Origin of the sequence: Egicoccus sp. AB-alg6-2, assembly GCF_041821025.1 — a bacterium.
Lineage (GTDB): Bacteria > Actinomycetota > Nitriliruptoria > Nitriliruptorales > Nitriliruptoraceae > Egicoccus.
The window spans coordinates 320,065-336,400 of sequence record NZ_JBGUAY010000005.1; the positions used below are offsets into that span (position 1 = coordinate 320,065).

Annotated in this window: 14 protein-coding genes; 4 read left to right on the top strand and 10 right to left on the bottom strand. The window is 72.1% G+C overall.

What is annotated here, in order from left to right:
• Positions 1–11 precede the first annotated feature (11 nt).
• From ACERMF_RS10905 to ACERMF_RS10915, 3 genes are read right to left on the bottom strand one after another with little or no spacing between them, the layout of a single operon-like run.
• Complete coding sequence (locus ACERMF_RS10905; RefSeq protein WP_373669109.1) at positions 12–950, bottom strand: DMT family transporter; 939 nt, start codon at positions 948–950, stop codon at positions 12–14.
• Complete coding sequence (locus ACERMF_RS10910; RefSeq protein WP_373669110.1) at positions 947–1,957, bottom strand: TIGR03617 family F420-dependent LLM class oxidoreductase; 1,011 nt, start codon at positions 1,955–1,957, stop codon at positions 947–949. The genes ACERMF_RS10905 and ACERMF_RS10910 overlap by 4 nt, the downstream gene beginning before the upstream one ends.
• Positions 1,954–2,430 (bottom strand): PaaI family thioesterase, encoded by a 477-nt coding sequence (locus tag ACERMF_RS10915; protein ID WP_373669111.1) that lies wholly within the window; start codon positions 2,428–2,430, stop codon positions 1,954–1,956. Before ACERMF_RS10915 ends, ACERMF_RS10910 begins: the two co-directional genes overlap by 4 nt.
• A gap of 139 nt (positions 2,431–2,569) precedes the next feature.
• Here ACERMF_RS10915 and ilvD point away from each other — a divergent pair, with 139 nt between their 5' ends.
• Together ilvD and ACERMF_RS10925 are read left to right on the top strand one after the other, a co-directional pair.
• Complete coding sequence (gene ilvD, locus ACERMF_RS10920) at positions 2,570–4,252, top strand: dihydroxy-acid dehydratase (protein WP_373669112.1); 1,683 nt, start codon at positions 2,570–2,572, stop codon at positions 4,250–4,252.
• 9 nt (positions 4,253–4,261) lie between these two features.
• Positions 4,262–4,741, top strand: coding sequence for a hypothetical protein (locus ACERMF_RS10925; RefSeq protein ID WP_373669113.1), 480 nt, complete (start codon positions 4,262–4,264; stop codon positions 4,739–4,741).
• A gap of 34 nt (positions 4,742–4,775) precedes the next feature.
• Here ACERMF_RS10925 and ACERMF_RS10930 read toward each other — a convergent pair whose 3' ends face one another.
• The 7 genes from ACERMF_RS10930 to ACERMF_RS10960 all read right to left on the bottom strand — a co-directional run bounded on the left by ACERMF_RS10930 (position 4,776) and on the right by ACERMF_RS10960 (position 11,721).
• Positions 4,776–5,342: a mismatch-specific DNA-glycosylase gene (locus tag ACERMF_RS10930; RefSeq protein WP_373669114.1), complete on the bottom strand. Its 567-nt coding sequence runs from the start codon at positions 5,340–5,342 to the stop codon at positions 4,776–4,778.
• Between the two features lie 67 nt (positions 5,343–5,409).
• Positions 5,410–5,634, bottom strand: coding sequence for a hypothetical protein (locus tag ACERMF_RS10935; RefSeq protein ID WP_373669115.1), 225 nt, complete (start codon positions 5,632–5,634; stop codon positions 5,410–5,412).
• 121 nt (positions 5,635–5,755) lie between these two features.
• Complete coding sequence (locus ACERMF_RS10940) at positions 5,756–7,525, bottom strand: ScyD/ScyE family protein (protein ID WP_373669116.1); 1,770 nt, start codon at positions 7,523–7,525, stop codon at positions 5,756–5,758.
• Between the two features lie 169 nt (positions 7,526–7,694).
• Positions 7,695–8,333 carry a PaaI family thioesterase gene (locus ACERMF_RS10945; RefSeq protein ID WP_373669117.1) on the bottom strand — a complete coding sequence of 213 codons (639 nt, stop codon included), beginning with the start codon at positions 8,331–8,333 and terminating at the stop codon, positions 7,695–7,697.
• 29 nt (positions 8,334–8,362) lie between these two features.
• The gene (locus tag ACERMF_RS10950) at positions 8,363–9,760 is read right to left on the bottom strand and encodes a hemolysin family protein (RefSeq protein WP_373669118.1); all 1,398 of its coding nucleotides are present in this window, start codon (positions 9,758–9,760) and stop codon (positions 8,363–8,365) included.
• Positions 9,757–11,076: a hemolysin family protein gene (locus ACERMF_RS10955; protein WP_373669119.1), complete on the bottom strand. Its 1,320-nt coding sequence runs from the start codon at positions 11,074–11,076 to the stop codon at positions 9,757–9,759. Before ACERMF_RS10955 ends, ACERMF_RS10950 begins: the two co-directional genes overlap by 4 nt.
• Before the next feature lie 63 nt (positions 11,077–11,139).
• A complete protein-coding gene (locus tag ACERMF_RS10960) occupies positions 11,140–11,721 on the bottom strand; it encodes a TetR/AcrR family transcriptional regulator (protein WP_373669120.1) in 582 nt (193 codons plus the stop codon).
• Between the two features lie 137 nt (positions 11,722–11,858).
• On the opposite strand from ACERMF_RS10960, the gene ACERMF_RS10965 reads away from it, so the two are divergent.
• A complete protein-coding gene (locus ACERMF_RS10965; RefSeq protein ID WP_373669121.1) occupies positions 11,859–13,748 on the top strand; it encodes an acyl-CoA dehydrogenase in 1,890 nt (629 codons plus the stop codon).
• A 155-nt stretch (positions 13,749–13,903) separates the two neighbouring features.
• Positions 13,904–16,315: a transglycosylase domain-containing protein gene (locus ACERMF_RS10970; protein ID WP_373669122.1), complete on the top strand. Its 2,412-nt coding sequence runs from the start codon at positions 13,904–13,906 to the stop codon at positions 16,313–16,315.
• Positions 16,316–16,336: the final 21 nt, after the last annotated feature.

Sequence of the window (16,336 nt, forward strand, 5' to 3'; positions counted from 1 at the left end):
GGCGGGCCAGCCTAGCGTTCGCCCGCGATGCGCCCACGGGCCCCGGCGGGCTCGGCGGGGCCCTGGCGGCGGCGTCCGGCGAGTCCCAGGCCGGCGGTCACGAGGGCTGCGCCGGCGACCGCGGCCGGGGTCAGCCGCTCCCCCACCGCGACCACGGCCAGCACCGTCGCGGTCAGGGGTTCGGCGAGGGTCAGCGTCGTCGCCGTCGGTGCGTCGACGGTGCGCAGACCGGCGGCGAACAAGGTGTAGGCCGCGGCGATCGTGGCGAGGGCCAGCCAGGTCAGCATGAGCATTCCCGGACCCGACCAGGCCCAACCGAGGTCGCGGGCCAGCAACGCCGGAGCCAACAGGATGCCGCTGATGGCGAAGGTCATGGCCATGGCACACGTGCCGTCGGCCCCGCGGTCGATCAGGCGCTTCGACACCACCGTGTACAGCGCGTACGCCGCGCCCGCGGCCAGGGCGGCGGCGATTCCGACGCCGTCGACGTCCACCTCCGCGCGGCCGCCGTCGACGCCACCGAGGACCAGCAGCGCCGTACCGGTCACCGTGATCGCCGTGGCGGCCACCCAGCGACGCCCTGGCCCGCGACCGGCGACCGCCTCGAGCACCCCGGCCCAGATCGGCGCGCTGCCGATCGCCAGCAGCGTGCCGACGGCGACACCGGTGAGCCGGATGCCGGTGAAGTAGGCCCATTGGAAGCCGGAGATCGCGGCTGCGGCCGCGAGCAGCAGCCCCGGGGCGACCCGGACGACCTGCGCGAGGGCACCACGACCGCGCCAGGCCAGCACGACCACGACCAGGACGGCGCCCCCGGCCAGGCTGCGGAGTCCCGCGACGGCGGGCGGCCAGGCATCGGCCGGGCCCAGTTCCTGCGCTGTTCCCGCCGTGCCCCACAGGGTGGCGGCGGCGAGTACCAGCAGCCGGCCCGGCGCCGCGGACCGGGTCACCCGGCCAGGTCCTGCGCCAGCCGGCGGACGTCGTCCGCGGACGGCACGAATGGCGTGTAGAGGCTGATGCGGTCCACGAGCGTGCCGTAGCGCGCGCGGATCACCGTCCCGAGCTGCCCGGGCGGCGCCGCCACCGCGAAGGTGTCGAGCACGTCGTCGTCGATCAGCGCCGGCATCGCCTCCCACTCGCCCCGGATCGAGCGGGCGTGCAACCGTTCGTGGAGGCCGGCCCAGCCGTGGAGGTCGAGCACGGGGCGGTAGGCCGGCGTCGAGCCGTAGAAGGCGATCTGCTGTCGGACGAACGCCTCCGCGCGGCGGGCCTGGTGGGCGTCGTGGCCGGTGACGGCGAAGACCGGCAGACACACCTCGAGGTCGCTGCGGGTCCGACCGGCTCCGATCGCCCCCTCCTCGAGCGCGGGCAGCGTCACCTCACGCAGGTAGCGGTCCGTCGTGAAGCCGTGGCACAACAGCCCGTCGGCGACCTCCCCGGCAACCGTGGTCATCTTCTGCCCCACCGCCGCCAACCACACGGGCGGTGCACCGTGGCCGTGCGGCGGCGGGGTGAAGAACGGGGTCATCAACGTGTGGCGGTAGAACTCGCCGCGGTGGGCCAGCCGCTCCCCGGTCTCCCAGGCGTCCCAGATGGCCCGGAGCGCGAGGACGTAGTCGCGCATCCGCGCTGCCGGTGCCGACCAGGTGGCACTGAACCGCTTCTCGACGTGTGCCTTCACCTGCGAGCCCAGCCCGAGCACGAACCGTCCGCCGGTCAGCGCCTGCAGGTCGTGCGCCGCCTGGGCCACGTGCATGGGCGAGCGCGGAAAGGCGACGGCGATCGCCGTGCCGACCTGGATCCGCTGCGTCGCGGCGCCGGCCGCCCCGCAGGCGAGCAGCGGCTCGTGCGCGGTCTCGCCGGTGAACCAGCCGTCGTAGCCTGCGGTCTCCGCCGCGGTGGCGGCGGCGCCCGCGTCGACGAGCGGCGTACCGAGCACCATCGCGTCGAACTTCACGCGCCGCCCATCCGGTCGGCCGGCAACGACTGCACGCGCAGCTGGCCCCGCGCCACCGGCTTGCCGTCCTCGCGGGTGACGACCACCTGCCACAACTGCTGGCTGCGTCCGACGTGGATCGGCACCCCCTCGATCTCGACCCGACCGGAGCGGTGGGGTCGAAGGAAGTCGGTACTGTTGGTGACCCCGACCGCGACCTCGCCGCGACCGGCCGCGTGCAACGCCGCACCGATCGACCCGATCGTCTCCACCAGCGTGCACCAGACGCCGCCGTGGACGATCCCGTAGGGCTGGTGGTGCCGCTCGTCGACGTCGAGGTGGGCGGTGACGCGATCCAGCGCGAGGGTGTCCCAGCGCAGGCCGACCACCCGGCTGGCGAACTGGTCCTCGCCGAGCAACTCGAGTTCGGAGGCCGGGATGGTCTCGCCGGCCTGGAGGCGTGGGACGAGGGACGTGAGCGCCGCGTGGGACATGGAACGGCTCCGAGGTGGCGGTTCGGCGGGAGCGGGCACGCTAGCGGCGGGTTTCGACGTCCATCCGTCGGTGTGGTCAGATGGGCGCGACGGTGGCCGCCGTCCCCTCGGCCGCCGAGCCCCCGCCAGGAGTTGCACGATGGCCGACCACAAGCCGCACAGCCGCGACGTCACCGACGGCTACGAACGCGCCCCCGCCCGGGCGATGCTGCGGGCCGTCGGGATGACCGACGAGGACTGGGGCAAGTCCCAGGTCGGGGTCGTCTCGTCGTGGAACGAGGTCACGCCCTGCAACCTGCCGCTGGACCGCCTGGCCAAGCAGGCGAAGCTGGGGGTCCGTGACGCCGGCGGGTTCCCGATCGAGTTCGTGACGATCGCGGTCTCCGACGGGATCTCGATGGGGCACGAGGGCATGCGTGCGTCGCTGGTGTCGCGCGAGGTCATTGCCGACTCGGTCGAGACCGTGATGCACGCCGAACGCCTCGACGGCATGGTCACCTTCGCCGGCTGCGACAAGTCGCTGCCAGGCATGGTCATGGCGGCGGCACGCCTGGACGTCGCCAGCGTCTTTGTCTACGGCGGCTCGATCCTGCCGGGTCACCACGACGGGCGCGACATCACGATCCAGAACGTCTTCGAGGCCGTGGGTGCCCGCGGCCGCGGCCAGATCGACGACCGCGAACTGGACGCCATCGAACGCGCGGCATGCCCGTCGGAGGGTTCGTGCGGCGGCATGTTCACCGCCAACACGATGGCCAGCGCGATCGAGGCCATGGGCCTGGCACTGCCCGGCAGCTCCTCCGCCGATGCCACCGACCCCCGCCGCGACGAATTCGCGCGCCGGTCGGGAGAAGCGGTGGTCCGCCTGCTCGAGCAGGGCATCACCGCACGGCGGATCATCACTCGCGAGGCGCTCGAGAACGCGATCGCCGTCGTGATGGCGGTCGGCGGTTCGACCAACGCCGTGCTGCACCTGATGGCGATCGCCCGGGAAGCCGAGGTCGACCTCGCGCTCGACGACTTCAACCGGATCGCCAAGCGGGTGCCGCACATCGCCGATCTCACGCCCGGCGGCCGCTACGTGATGAACGACGTCGACCGCATCGGCGGCATCCCGGTGGTGCTCAAGGAACTGCTCGACGCCGGTCTGCTGCACGGGGACGCGCTGACGGTGACCGGCCGCTCGATCGGCGAGGAACTCGAGGCGATGGACATCCCTGCGCCCGACGGCGAGGTCGTCCACCCTCTCGACAAGCCGATCCACGGTGAGGGCGGACTGGTGATCCTGCGCGGCTCGCTGGCACCCGACGGCGCCGTGGTCAAGATCGCCGGCATCCACCCCGACCAGCACTTCTTCGAGGGGCCGGCACGCGTCTTCGACGGCGAGCAGGGCGCGATGGAAGCGGTGCTCACCGGGCAGATCGACGACGGCGACGTGATCGTGATCCGCTACGAGGGGCCCAAGGGCGGACCCGGCATGCGCGAGATGCTGGCGGTGACCTCGGCGGTCAAGGGCGCCGGTCTCGGCAGCACCGTGGCGCTGCTCACGGACGGCCGGTTCAGCGGGGCGACGCACGGCTTCTCCATCGGACACGTGGCCCCGGAGGCGACCGACGGTGGCCCGATCGCCTTCGTCCGCGAGGGCGACCGCATCCGGATCGACCTCGGCGCGCACGCCATCGACCTGCTGGTCGACGAGGACGAGCTCGCACGCCGCCGCGTCGGCTGGCAGCCGTTGCCGCCGCGCTACACCCGTGGGGTCCTCGCCAAGTACGCGCGCACCGTCCGCTCCGCGGCCGAGGGCGCCACCACGTCGGTCTGAGAGGGCGGCATGCAGTTCGAGGAGCTCCGCTACGTCTGCCAGGAGGCGGCGATCGATGTCGTCGCACGGGGCCGGCCGGTGCCGCCGACCATCGTGCTGCCCGGCCCCGAACGGACGCAGTTGGTCGCCCTGACCGACTTCCCCGACGACGACGAGACGCGCCACGCGCTCATCGCCCAGTTCGCCGCCGACCGGGTCACCCCCGAGGCGATTCCCGCATGGGGGTTCCTCGCCGAAGCCGAGGTCGGTGGCCTCGACGCCCTGGTGGTCGCCTTCGGCGCACGCCGCCACGCGCCACACATCACCGCATCGCGGTTCGGCGTGGAGGGAGGGCTCGAGGAGTTCGCGCCCTCCGAGGAGCTCGACCCGACCGCCCTGCCGTTCCTGCATCCGCTCCAGCACGCCGTGGATGCGTTGCCGGCGCAGGCACCCGAAGGCAGCCCGCCCGGTGACGTCTTCGGCGGCACACTCCCGATCCACCCCGAGTGACGCCGCATCGTCCCGGCTGCCCCGGCGCCCCGGGCTACAGGATCCCGGCGGCCTCGGCGACCTGGCGGTACCAGTCGGCGAGGCTGTCGACGGTCTCGTGGGCGTTGAGGCCGCTCGGGTTGGGCACGACCCAGAGCTCGGCGCCCGCCAGCGGCTCCGGCTGGCGTCCCATGCGCGCCTTCGGTACCGCGAAGGCGGTCCGGTAGGCCGTCACGCCGGCGATGGCGACGACGCGGGGGCGCCATTCCGCGAGGCGGGTGACCAGTGCCTCGCCGCCGGTCCGCAGTTCCTTCCGCGTCAGCTCCGAAGCGGCTGCCGTGGCCCGCGGCACGACGTTGGTGATGGCGATCCCACGGTCGGTCAGCTGGCGCCGGTCGGCGTCGGTCAGACCCGCGACCCGGTCCAGCACCCGGTCGGTGATACCCGCCCGGTGCAGCGCCGGATAGAAGCGGTTGCCGGGGTGCGCGAAGTGGGTCTGCGTCGCGGCGGTCCACAGTCCCGGATTGATGCCGACGAACACGAGTCGAGGCGGCAGGTCACCGACCAGGTCGGGCACCACGGCGTCGCGGTGTGCCAACAACTGCTCGCGTGTGAAGCCCACGTCGCGCCTTCGTCCCGGCCGGCGCGCAGCCTGTCAGGGCGCCCGAGAGATCGCGAACCGACGTGCTTCAGAAGCGCGGCACCAGGCCGGACCACGCGTCGGGGCCCATCGGGGTCGCCGGGGGCCGGCACCGGATGGCGGCCACCTCGCCGTCGCGGTGCTCGACGTGCTGCAGCGCGGGGCAGGCCATGCACAGCGCCACGTTGACGTCCTGGCCGACCCGCGTGCAGCCGACGCGGCCGCCGTCGACGAGGTGGAGCCCGGCGTCGGAGCGGGGGCGGAGGCGCCTCATGTCGCGTTCCTCTCGTGCGGCGACCGGTAGCAGCGTCACCCGCCGCCCCCTCCTGCGGGCAGGGCCGGAAGTCACGCCGGCGGTGGCCGAGATGCCCACCGCCGGCGTGCTCCTCCCGTCGCTACCCGTTCGGCAGGTTCAACTCGCCTTCCGCGACGAGCGTGCTGGCCACCCGTGCGAGCACCGAGGCGGTCTGGCCGCGCGTGATCGAGCGTCCGGGGGCGAACCGGCCATCACCCGTCCCGGCGATCCAGCCTGCGGCCGCCGCGCGGTCGATGTTGCCCGCGTGGACGCTGCCGGCCGTGTCGCTGAAGCGTCCGCCGGTCGCGGGCGGGAGGGACGCGCCGGTGAGCGCGTAGGCACCGACCATCATCGTGACGGCCTGCGCGCGGGTGATCGGTGCACCCGCCCGGAACGTGCCGTCGGGGAAGCCGCTGACGACCCCGGCGTTGGCGAGGCGGTGGATGGCGTCGCGGTGCACGCTCGGACCGACGTCGGGGAAGGTCCGGCTCCCCGCTGGCAGCCCGGTTCCCGTGGCGTCGAGCAGACGCACGACGGCGCTGGCGAATTGGCCGCGGGTGATGTTGCCCTGCGGCCCGAATCGTCCGTCGTCGAATCCGCGGAACAACTCGTGCCAGGCCAGGCACAGGATCGCCTCGCCGTGGACGTTGTCACCGATGTCGGTGAAGCCGGCCGCGCGCACCGCATCGGGCGGACAGGCCTCCTGCAGCGCCGGGTCGCCCGCGAGCGAGGGATCGATGCGCAGCAACGTTCCCACCGGCGTCACGGCCCCCGTGCTGACGTAGAGCATGCCGTCGGGGCCGGCCGCGATGCCGTACGGCAGGATGAGCTCGGGGGCGAACAGGTCCGTGCGGGCTCCGTTCGGCCGAATTCGAGCAATCGATCCACGTGGATCGTCCTGCGCACCGAGCAGACCCCCGCGCGCGAGTTGGACGGCGAACAGATCGTCCCCGCGCGTCGCCACTCCCGTCACCGCGGTGAGCCCGGCGGCCCGGACGACCGGAGTGCCGTCGCTGTCGATCTCGAACACGTTGGCATCGCCAGCGGGAAAGGGGAACCCGGTGAGCTGCCCGACGAGCACGTTGCCGTCGGCATCGGTGGTCACCGAGGTCGGCACCGCCTGCATCGGCATGGTCGCGGTCCCGTCGCCGCCGATGAACGGCGGCACGATGGCCGGCCGCTCGGGGAACAGCGTGAGCAGGTCCACCTCGCCGGTGGCCGCATCCACCTCCAGCAGCGTGTTGCCGCCGGCGTCGACGACGTAGATGGCGTCGCCGTCGACGTGCACACCGTTGGGATTGCTGTCGGGCTCCTCCGGCGGCATGTCGTCGGGGTTGTTGTCCTGCTCCCACCGGGCGAGGTCGGCGACCACGACCAGCGAGCCGTCCGGTGCGACCCGCGACAGGGTGCCGAAATGGGCCGCCGGCGGGAAGTCCTCGACCAGTTCGTCGCGCAGGTCCGCGGACTGTCCCCAGCCGAAGGTGAGGTAGATGGTGCCGTCGGCCGCGATGGCGACGTCCGACGCACCGATGACGTCGTCCTCGCCGAGGGCGAGTGATGGCAGCCCGCCCACGTGACCCCGTTGCACGGTCCCGTCGGCCCGCACGCGCGTCACCATCGAGGTGGTGCCCATGCAGATCTCGGTCGGCTCCCCGTCGAAGTCGACGTCCATGCACAACTCGTCGCCGCCCGTCCCCGACTCGGTGACGTAGACGTTGCCGTCGGCATCGGCGGCCACCCCACGCGGCTGCTGCAGCCCGTCGACGAGCACGGTGACCCGGCCGCCGGTCTGGGCCATCGCCGGCGCCGCGGCCAGTGCCGGCAGCACCATGGACACGGCCACCAGCCCCGCTTGCAGTCTGCGTTTCATGCTCCCCGTCCTCCCCGGCGCCCCCGGCGCCACCAGCGCTCCTCGGAGCGGAGCGACCGGCTGACGCTAGACCTGAAGCGCGCCTGGAATGCGCCGTTTGCGCGGCGAATCTCGATCCGCACGACCGCCGCACAGGCTGCGCGGCAGGCGGGTCGGGCGAGCCGGACGGTCAGGTGCGCAGACGCGCCGTGTCGATGAGCACGAACGTCGCCCGTGCGGTGGCGACGACCTCGCCCTCGCCGTCAGGCGTGATGACGCGCGCCTCGGCCGAGGTCGACAGCTTCCGCCCGTCGAGCCCCTCGACGCGGGCGCGGAAACGCAGCGGCTGACCGATCGGGGTCGCGGCCAGGTAGCGCACCGTGAGCTCACCGGTGAACCCCGGCTGCTGGCGCAGGGTCAGCAGGTACCCGAGGACGTCGTCGAAGATCGCCGCGACGATGCCGCCGTGGGAGCGGCCCGGCGCCCCCTCGAAGGCGCCGCCGAGCGAGACCTCGGCCACGGCTTCCTCGCCCTCGCGGTGGACCTCGATCGCGATGCCGAGCGGGTTCCAGGGCCCGGAGACGAAGCACTCGTCGAAGTGCACGACCGTCGCACCCTCGGGCACGTCGATGTCGAACATGCGCCGCTTGAGCTCGAGCAGGTCACGTCGACGGGGTGGCTGCTCCTCGAGGTCGGCCGCCACACGGTCGGCCGTCACCGCCACCCGGTCGAGCAGTTCCTCGTCCGCCTCGTGCGTGATGAGCGCGTGCCCGAGCCGGCGCAGCGCCGCCGCAGCACGGGAGCGGACGTCGAGCTCGGTGTCGGCCACTCGGCTTCCTCGTACGGGGCGGGCCGAGGTTAGTGGTCCGCGTCGCCGTCGCCGTGATCGGGTCCGACCGCCAGTTCCGGCCCCCGCACCTCGACCTCACCGGCACGCCGACCCTCGAGGTCGAGCACGGTCAGCTCCCAGCCGTCGTCGGTCACGACCCGGTCTCCCGCTTCGAGCAGGCGGCCCAGCTGTTCGACGATGGCCCCGGACACCGTCTCGGCGTCGCCGCCGAGGTCGAGCCCGGTGAGCCGCTCCAGCTCGTCACGCCGCATCGTGCCGGGTACCACCCAACGGCGTTCGTCCTCGACGCGGGCGTGCTGCTCGGCGTCGAACTCGTCGGCGATCTCGCCCACCAGTTCCTCGATGACGTCCTCGAGCGTGAGCATCCCGGCGGTGCCGCCGAACTCGTCGACGACGAGCACGGCATGGCTGCGTTCGTCGAGCATGTCACGCAGCAGCTGCTCGAGATCGCGTGACTCGGGCACCGCCGGGATGGGGCGCAACAGATCGGCGACGGTCAACGCGGCCAGTTCGGGGTCCTCGCGGATGAGCACGTCCTTGACGTGCACGAGCCCGACGACGTGGTCGATGTCGTCGTGGTAGACGGGGATGCGGGTGTGCCCGGTCTGCGACGCGAGCGCCAGGACCTCGTGGAGCGAGGCACTGTCGGGCAGCGCGGCGAGGTCGACCCGCGGCGTCATGGCCGCCTCGGCGTCGATGGATGCCAGGCCCAGCGCGGCGTCGAGCACGCTGGCGTCCTGGTGGCTGATGGTGCCCAGCTGCCGGGATTCGGCGAGTGCCAGGGACAGCTCGTCGGGGGTGTGCACGAGCTTGTGCTCGTCGACCGGATCGACCCGCACCAGCCGCACCAGCAGGTTCGCCATGCCGTTGAGGAGCAGGATCAGCGGCCGCAGTGCCGCGACGAACCACCCGAACGGGCGCGCGAGCCGCAGCGCCACCTCCTCGGCGCGGGCGAGCGCGAGATTCTTCGGGGCCATCTCGCCGACGACCATGTGCAGGAACACCACGATCGACAGGGTGATGACCAGCGCCACCGCCGGGACCAGGCCGGTCGGCAGCGCCGTGACACCGAGCCAGCGGACCAGCAGCGCGGCGACGGCGGGTTCGGCCACCGCGCCCAGCCCCAGCGAACACATCGTGATGCCCAGCTGGGCCCCACTGAAGGTGACCGACAGCTCGCGCAGCGCCTTCAAAGCCCGCTCGGCGCGCGGGTCGCCCGCCTCGGCGGCCTCCTCGATACGGGTCCGCCTGGCGGCGAGCAGGGAGATCTCGGCGGCGACGAAGGCACCGTTGGCCAGCAGCAGCACCACGCCGAGCAGGATGGCCAACAGGTTCACCGGCCCGTCGGCGGCGGCGGTCACGTCGACCGCCAACGGTCCGACGGCCAGCATCGCGATCGGGCTCATGCGCCGACCTCCGCATCCGCGGCGCGCCGCCGCAGGGCGAGCTCGGTGATGCGCACGCCCTCGACGCGCGTGACCGTCAGCTCCCAGCCATCGAACGAGGCCCGCTCACCGGGTTCGGGGATGTGCCCCAGACGGTCGAGGACGAAACCGGCGATCGTCTCGTACTCCCCGTCCGGCACCTCGGCACCGAACAGTTCGCCGAGCCGCTCGATCCGCAGGGATCCCTTGACGAGGTGCCGTCCGGCGCCGATGCGGCGCACGTCGTGCCCGGCCCGGTCGAACTCGTCCTCGATGTCGCCGACGAGCTGTTCCAGCACGTCCTCGACCGTGACGATGCCCGCCGTCCCGCCGTACTCGTCGATGACGAGCGCGAACGTCCGCTGCTCACGTCGCAGGTCGGTCAGCAGGCGCCGCAGGAGCTCGCTCTCGGGAACCGCGAGGGCTGGCGCGAGCACCGCGGTCACCGGCGTCGAGGCATGGTCGTCGAGCGGGACGGCGAGCAGATCCTTGACGTGGACGGTGCCGAGCACGTCGTCCTCGTTCCCGGCATGCACCGGGAAGCGGCTGTGTCCGGTCCGGCGGGCCCGCAGGCGCAGGTCCGCCAGCGTGTCGGCCTCGGACAACCACACCACGTCGGGACGCGGCACCATGACCTCGCCGACGCGGATGTCGCCCAGCCCGACCGCCCGACGCAGCAGCTCGGTCTGCTCGGCGCTGAGCGATCCCTCGGCACCCGACGCCGAGATGATGCGGGCCAACTCGTCCAGCGAGTGTCCGCCCTCGAGCTCCGACGGCGTGTCGATGCGGAACACGGCCCGGGCGACCGCTTCGGCGGACCGGTCGAAGACGCGGATGACGGGCCCGAAGACGATGCCGAACGCCCTGGTCACCGGGGCGATGGTCAGCGCCACGCCCATCGGACGCGAAATGGCGAGGTTCTTCGGGAACAGCTCCCCGAGCACCATCTGCGCCATCGTGGACAGCAGGAAGGCCGCGGCGACCGAGATGGGCAGCGCCGCCGTGGCCGGCAGACCGAGCGCGTCGAGCACCGGACGCAGGATGGTCTCGCCGATGGCCCGCTCGGCGACGTAGCCCAGGATCAGCGAGGTCGCGGTGATGCCGAACTGGGCCGACGACAGCGCGAACGACAGGTGCGACAGCTCCTTGACCACCGCCCGCGCACGCCGTTCGCCGCCCTCGGCGAGTTCCTCGACGGCGGGACGACGCAACGACACGAGCGCGAACTCGATCGCCACGAACAACCCGTTGGCGGCGATCAGCGCCACCACGAGCAGGAGTGCGACGGCTCCGTTCACGAAGGGTCCGGGGCCGGGCGCAGGCGGGGGTTGGGATGGCTGGGGTCGTCCACAGCCGAAAGCCTAGCGCCGCCCGGGGTCCCCGCCGCCGGCATCGCTGCCGGCCAGCAGCCGGCGGGCATGCGCACGCATGTCGAAACCGGGGTCGAGCAGCGAGGTGATGCCGAGCCCGGTCAGGCCCGCGAGCAGGGTCTCGGCCAACGCCTGGGCGTCGCCGGGTGCGAGATCGGGGTCGGCGCGCCGGGCCGCGTCGGCGAACCGCTCCACGCGACGCCGGTGACTGCGCAGCGTCCTCGCACCGATCGCGGGGTCGGTGAGCCCACGCCCGACGGCGAGCTGGAGATAGATGCGGGCGATCGGCCCGGCGGCGGTCATGAAGGCGACGAAGGCGTCGACGAGATCGGCGAGGGAGTCGGTGCCCGCGCCCGCCGGGTCGGGGTCGACGGCCTCGATCGCCTCGCGGACCACCTCGAAGATGGCTGCTTCCTTGGACTCGAACAGGTTGTAGAAGCTGCCCGCGCCGACCCCGGCCTCGTCGGTGATGGCTTTCAGCGTCACGGCTTCGACGCCGAACTCCGACACCAGCGTGCGCGTCGCGGCCAGGATCCGCTCGCGGGTCTCGAGGCCCACCCGGTACCGCGCCACGTCCGCTCCGCTCGTTCGTTGCCTTCGGCGTCCAGACTTGCAGATCTGGAATGAACGCTCCAATATGTAGCAGACGTTCCAAAGCCGGGCAGGTGCGCCGGCGGGGCGGACGTCCATGCCGAGAGGGGAAGCGTCCGGTGAGCCACTACAAGAGCAACCTGCGCGACATCGAGTTCAACCTCTACGAGGTCTTCGGTGCCGCGGACTACTTCGGTACGGGCCCGTTCCGGGCCGTGGACGCCGACCAGGCCCGGATGCTGCTGGGCGAACTCGAGCGCTTCACGCGCGAATCGGTGTGGGCGGACTCGTTCGTGCCCGCCGACCGCACCCCCCTCGAGCTCTCGCCCGAGGGCGACATCACGATCCCGCAGGAGCTCGACGAGGCGCTGCGCGCGTTCTACGAGGCCGGCTGGCACCTGCTGCCGTTGCCCGAGCACCTCGGCGGCTTCGGCGCACCACCCAGCATCCGCTGGGCGGCCTCCGAGTTGCTCTCGGGTGGCCACGCCACCGCGATGCTGTGGCCGATCGGCGCCCTCATGGGCGCCATCATCGACCAGGTCGGCACCGAGGGGCAGAAGGCCCGCTTCGGACGCCCGATGATCGAGCGCTGCTGGGGCGGCACGATGGTGCTGACCGAGCCGGACGCCGGCTCCGACGTCGGGGCGGGCACCACGCGTGCCGTCCGGGTCGAGGACAGCGGCGACGACGACCTCGGCGCCGTCTACCACCTCGAGGGGATCAAGCGGTTCATCACGTCCGCTGATGCGCAGACCCACGAGAACACCGTCCACCTCGTGCTCGCCCGGCCCGAGGGCGCCGGCCCCGGCACCAAGGGCCTGTCGCTGTTCATCGTCCCCAAGCTCCACGTCGACGCCGATCTCGGCCTGGGTGCACGCAACGGCGTGCGGGTGTCCAACATCGAGAAGAAGATGGGCATCAAGGGCTCGGCGACCTGCGAGCTCTCGCTGGGCCAGGACGGCACCCCCTGCGTCGGCTACCTCGTCGGTGACGTCCATGACGGCATCCGACAGATGTTCCTGGTCATCGAATACGCGCGCATGATGGTGGGGACCAAGGCGATGGCGACGCTGTCGACGGGTTACCTCAACGCCCTCGAGTACGCCAAGGTCCGTCAACAGGGCGCGGACATGACCCAGATGGCCGACAAGACGGCGCCGAAGGTCGAGATCATCAAGCACCCGGACGTGCGCCGGATGCTGATGGAGCAGAAGGCCCACGCCGAGGGCATGCGCGCACTGGTGATGTTCGCCGGCTACGTGCAGGACCAGGCCGCCTTGTGCGCACCCGGTACCCGCGAAGAGGCGACCGGCGAGGTCGACCACGAGGAGCACGCGCGCTGGATCGCGCGCGAGGACCTGCTGCTCCCGCTGGTCAAGGGCTACTGCTCGGAGAAGGCCTACGAGCTGCTGGCGCTGTCGCTGCAGACCTTCGGTGGGTCGGGATTCACCCAGGACTATCCGATCGAGCAGTACATCCGCGACGCCAAGATCGACACCCTCTACGAAGGCACGACCGCAATCCAGGCGCTCGACCTGCTGTTCCGCAAGATCGTGCGTGACCAGGGCGCCACGCTGACCTGGCTCGCCGACCAGGTCCGCGAACTCGTCAAGGCCGGCCGCGACGACGACCCGTTCGCCGCCGAGCGCGAAGGGCTCGGGCAGGCGCTCGACGACGTGCAGCAGCACCTCGGCGTCCTCATCCAGCACGCGATGGCGTCGATGGATGCCTCCACCCGCAGCGAAATCTACAAGGCGGGGCTCAACTCGACCGAGTTCCTGTACTCGCTCGCCGAGGTCGTCATCGGCTGGCTGTTGCTGCGGCAGGCAGAGGTCGCCCAGGACCGCCTCGATGCCGGCGCCGTCAACGGCGATGCCGACTTCTACACCGGCAAGCTCGCCTCGGCGCGCTGGTTCCTGCGCACGGTGCCCGCCAAGGTCGCGCTGCGCCGGCAGAAGGCCCAGGCCGAGGACGGCTGGCTCATGGACGTCCCCGAGTCGGCCTTCTGAGCATGCGCCTCCAGCGGCACGACCTGCGGCCCGTCCCCTGCTCCCGGGGACGGGCCGCAACCACGTTCCGGGGCGACACCAGCACGTTGGGTAACGTCTGCGCCGACATCGTGACGCGTTCCCGTCGCGTTGCACTCCCAAGGACCTGACGACACGTGGCCTCTCGAACCACGCCGACGGGCACGCAGGGCGGCGCCGCCAAGCGTTCGACCCCGCGCGGCCGCCAGACCGCGACCAAGAAGCCCTGGTACCGACGCTGGTGGATCGGGCTGCTGGTGCTGCCCGCCATCTTCCTCGGGGCGCTGGCGCTGCTGGTGTTCTACCTCGTCTTCTCGAGCGTCCCCCTTCCCGGCGACATCGCCGCGGACGCCTCGGTGGTCTACGACAAGAACGGCGCGGAGATCGGCGGCTTCGCCGGCCCCGACCAGGCCACGCGTGAGGACATCGACCTCGCCGCCATCCCCGACCACGTCGGTCACGCCGTGCTCGGAGTCGAGGACCGCGACTTCTACGAGCACCGCGGCGTCTCGGTGACGGGCGTCGGCCGGGCGCTGTTCACCAACGTGCGTGCCGGTTCGGTCCAGCAGGGTGGCTCCACGATCACCCAGCAGTACATCAAGAACGCCGCGGTCGGCGCGGACCAGACCTACACCCGCAAGGTCCAGGAGGCCGCGCTCGCGCTGAAGCTGGAGCAGGCGTACGAGAAGGACGAGATCCTCGAGTTCTACCTCAACACGATCTACTGGGGTCGTGGGGCCTACGGCATCCAGGCGGCGGCGCGCAGCTACTTCGACGTCCCGGCCAGCGAACTGACCATCAACCAGTCCGCCACCCTGGCCGGCATCATCGCTTCGCCGGAGAACTTCGACCCGCACGAGAATCCCGAACGTGCCGAGGCGCGTCGCCGGGTGTCGCTGGCCGGCATGCTCGAGAAGGGGTGGATCGACCAGGCCACCCACGACGAGTTGCGCGCGGCGGGCCTGCCCGAGGTCATCGAGCGTCGCGGCATCGAACTCGGCCCCAACGCGTACTTCCTCGACGGCGTGCGTCGCGAGTTGTCGACCATCCCCGAGTTCGCGGCCGGCGAGCTGTTCCGCGGCTTCCGCATCCACACCGAACTCGACCCGCGGATGCAACGGCTCGCCCAGGCGACACTGACCCAGGCGGTCGGCGACGGGCCGACGGACACCGGCGCGATCGTGACCGTCGACCCGGCCACCGGTGGTGTCCGGGCCCTCGTCGGGGGACCCGACTTCGGCCAGCAGCCACGCAACGACGCGTACCGCTCGGCGCGGCAGGTCGGCTCCACCTTCAAGGCCTTCACCCTGCAGGCGTTCCTCGAGGCCGGGTTCTCGCCCGAGTCGCGTTTCCCCGCCCCCGCCGAGCTCGACGTGTCCGAGCCGGACGACGACGAACCGGTCTTCATCCGCAACTTCGGCGGCAGCGATCCGGGCGAGCAGACGGTGCTGCAGGCGACGGCGTCGTCGACCAACACCGTCTACTACCAGATGCAGGAGGAAGCCGGCCGGGAACGGACCATCGACGCGGCCCGACGGGCCGGACTGCCCGTCAGCCGTGAGGTCACGCAGGACGGCGAGGTCGTCAGGCGCGACACGATGGCGCCGGTCCGCTCGCTGACGCTCGGTGTCCACTCCTTCACGCCGCTGGAGATGGCCGGCGCGTTCGCGACCTATGCCGCCGAGGGCACCCGCATCGCGCCCCGACTGGTCTCGCGGGTCGAGACCGCGGACGGCCGGGTCGTGTACGAGGCACCCGACAACGGCCAGCCCGACGTCGACATCGAGGTCGCGCGGGCTGTGACCCAGGCCCTGCGCGGCGTCGTCGACTCGGGCTCGGGTCAGGCGGCCCAGCTCGGACGCCCCACCGCGGGCAAGACGGGCACGACCCAGAACAGTCAGGACGCCTGGTTCGTCGGCTACATCCCGCAGCTGGCGACCGCCGTGTGGCTCGGCAACGCCGACAACACGCCCATCGAGGGCGAGGCGACCGGCGGCGGGCTGGCCGCTCCGGTGTGGGGCGAGTACATGTCCCGGGCCATCGAAGGGCTCGAGGTCGTCGACTTCACGGCGCCGGACCTCGACCTCGAGTTGTTGAACGAGGAACTGCCGGAGTGCCCGGAGGGCTACGCCTTCGCCGACCCGCCGGCCGGCGACGCCGACCCGATGCCCGACGTGCTCAGCGACGTGACCAACGCCGACGGCCAACCCTGCGTCGAACAGAACCCCGAGCCCGAACCCGAGCCCGAACCGGAATGCCCACCGGGCTACGCGTTCGCGGACCCGCCGGCGGGCGACGCCGACCCGATGCCCGACGTGCTCAGCGACGTGACCAACGCCGACGGCCAGCCGTGCGTCGAGCAGAACCCCGAGCCCGAACCCGAGCCGGAACCGACCGAGGAACCCGAGCCCGAGCCCACCGAGCCCGAGCCCGAGCCGGAGCCCACCGTGACCCTGCCCGTGCCGGGGCCGACCGAGCCCGAGGAGACCGAGGGCGGTGGCGAGGGCGACGGTGGATCCGGGGACGGCGACGGCGACGAGCAACCGTGAGAGGACCGACCTGCGTGGGCG

Excerpts from the sequence above, each read along its gene's own strand:
- ACERMF_RS10935 (WP_373669115.1), bottom strand. The coding sequence starts at position 5,634 with ATGAGGCGCCTCCGCCCCCGCTCCGACGCCGGGCTCCACCTCGTCGAC.
- ACERMF_RS10915 (WP_373669111.1), bottom strand. The coding sequence starts at position 2,430 with ATGTCCCACGCGGCGCTCACGTCCCTCGTCCCACGCCTCCAGGCCGGC.
- ilvD (WP_373669112.1), top strand. The coding sequence starts at position 2,570 with ATGGCCGACCACAAGCCGCACAGCCGCGACGTCACCGACGGCTACGAA.
- ACERMF_RS10925 (WP_373669113.1), top strand. The coding sequence starts at position 4,262 with ATGCAGTTCGAGGAGCTCCGCTACGTCTGCCAGGAGGCGGCGATCGAT.
- ACERMF_RS10950 (WP_373669118.1), bottom strand. The coding sequence starts at position 9,760 with ATGAGCCCGATCGCGATGCTGGCCGTCGGACCGTTGGCGGTCGACGTG.
- ACERMF_RS10940 (WP_373669116.1), bottom strand. The coding sequence starts at position 7,525 with ATGAAACGCAGACTGCAAGCGGGGCTGGTGGCCGTGTCCATGGTGCTG.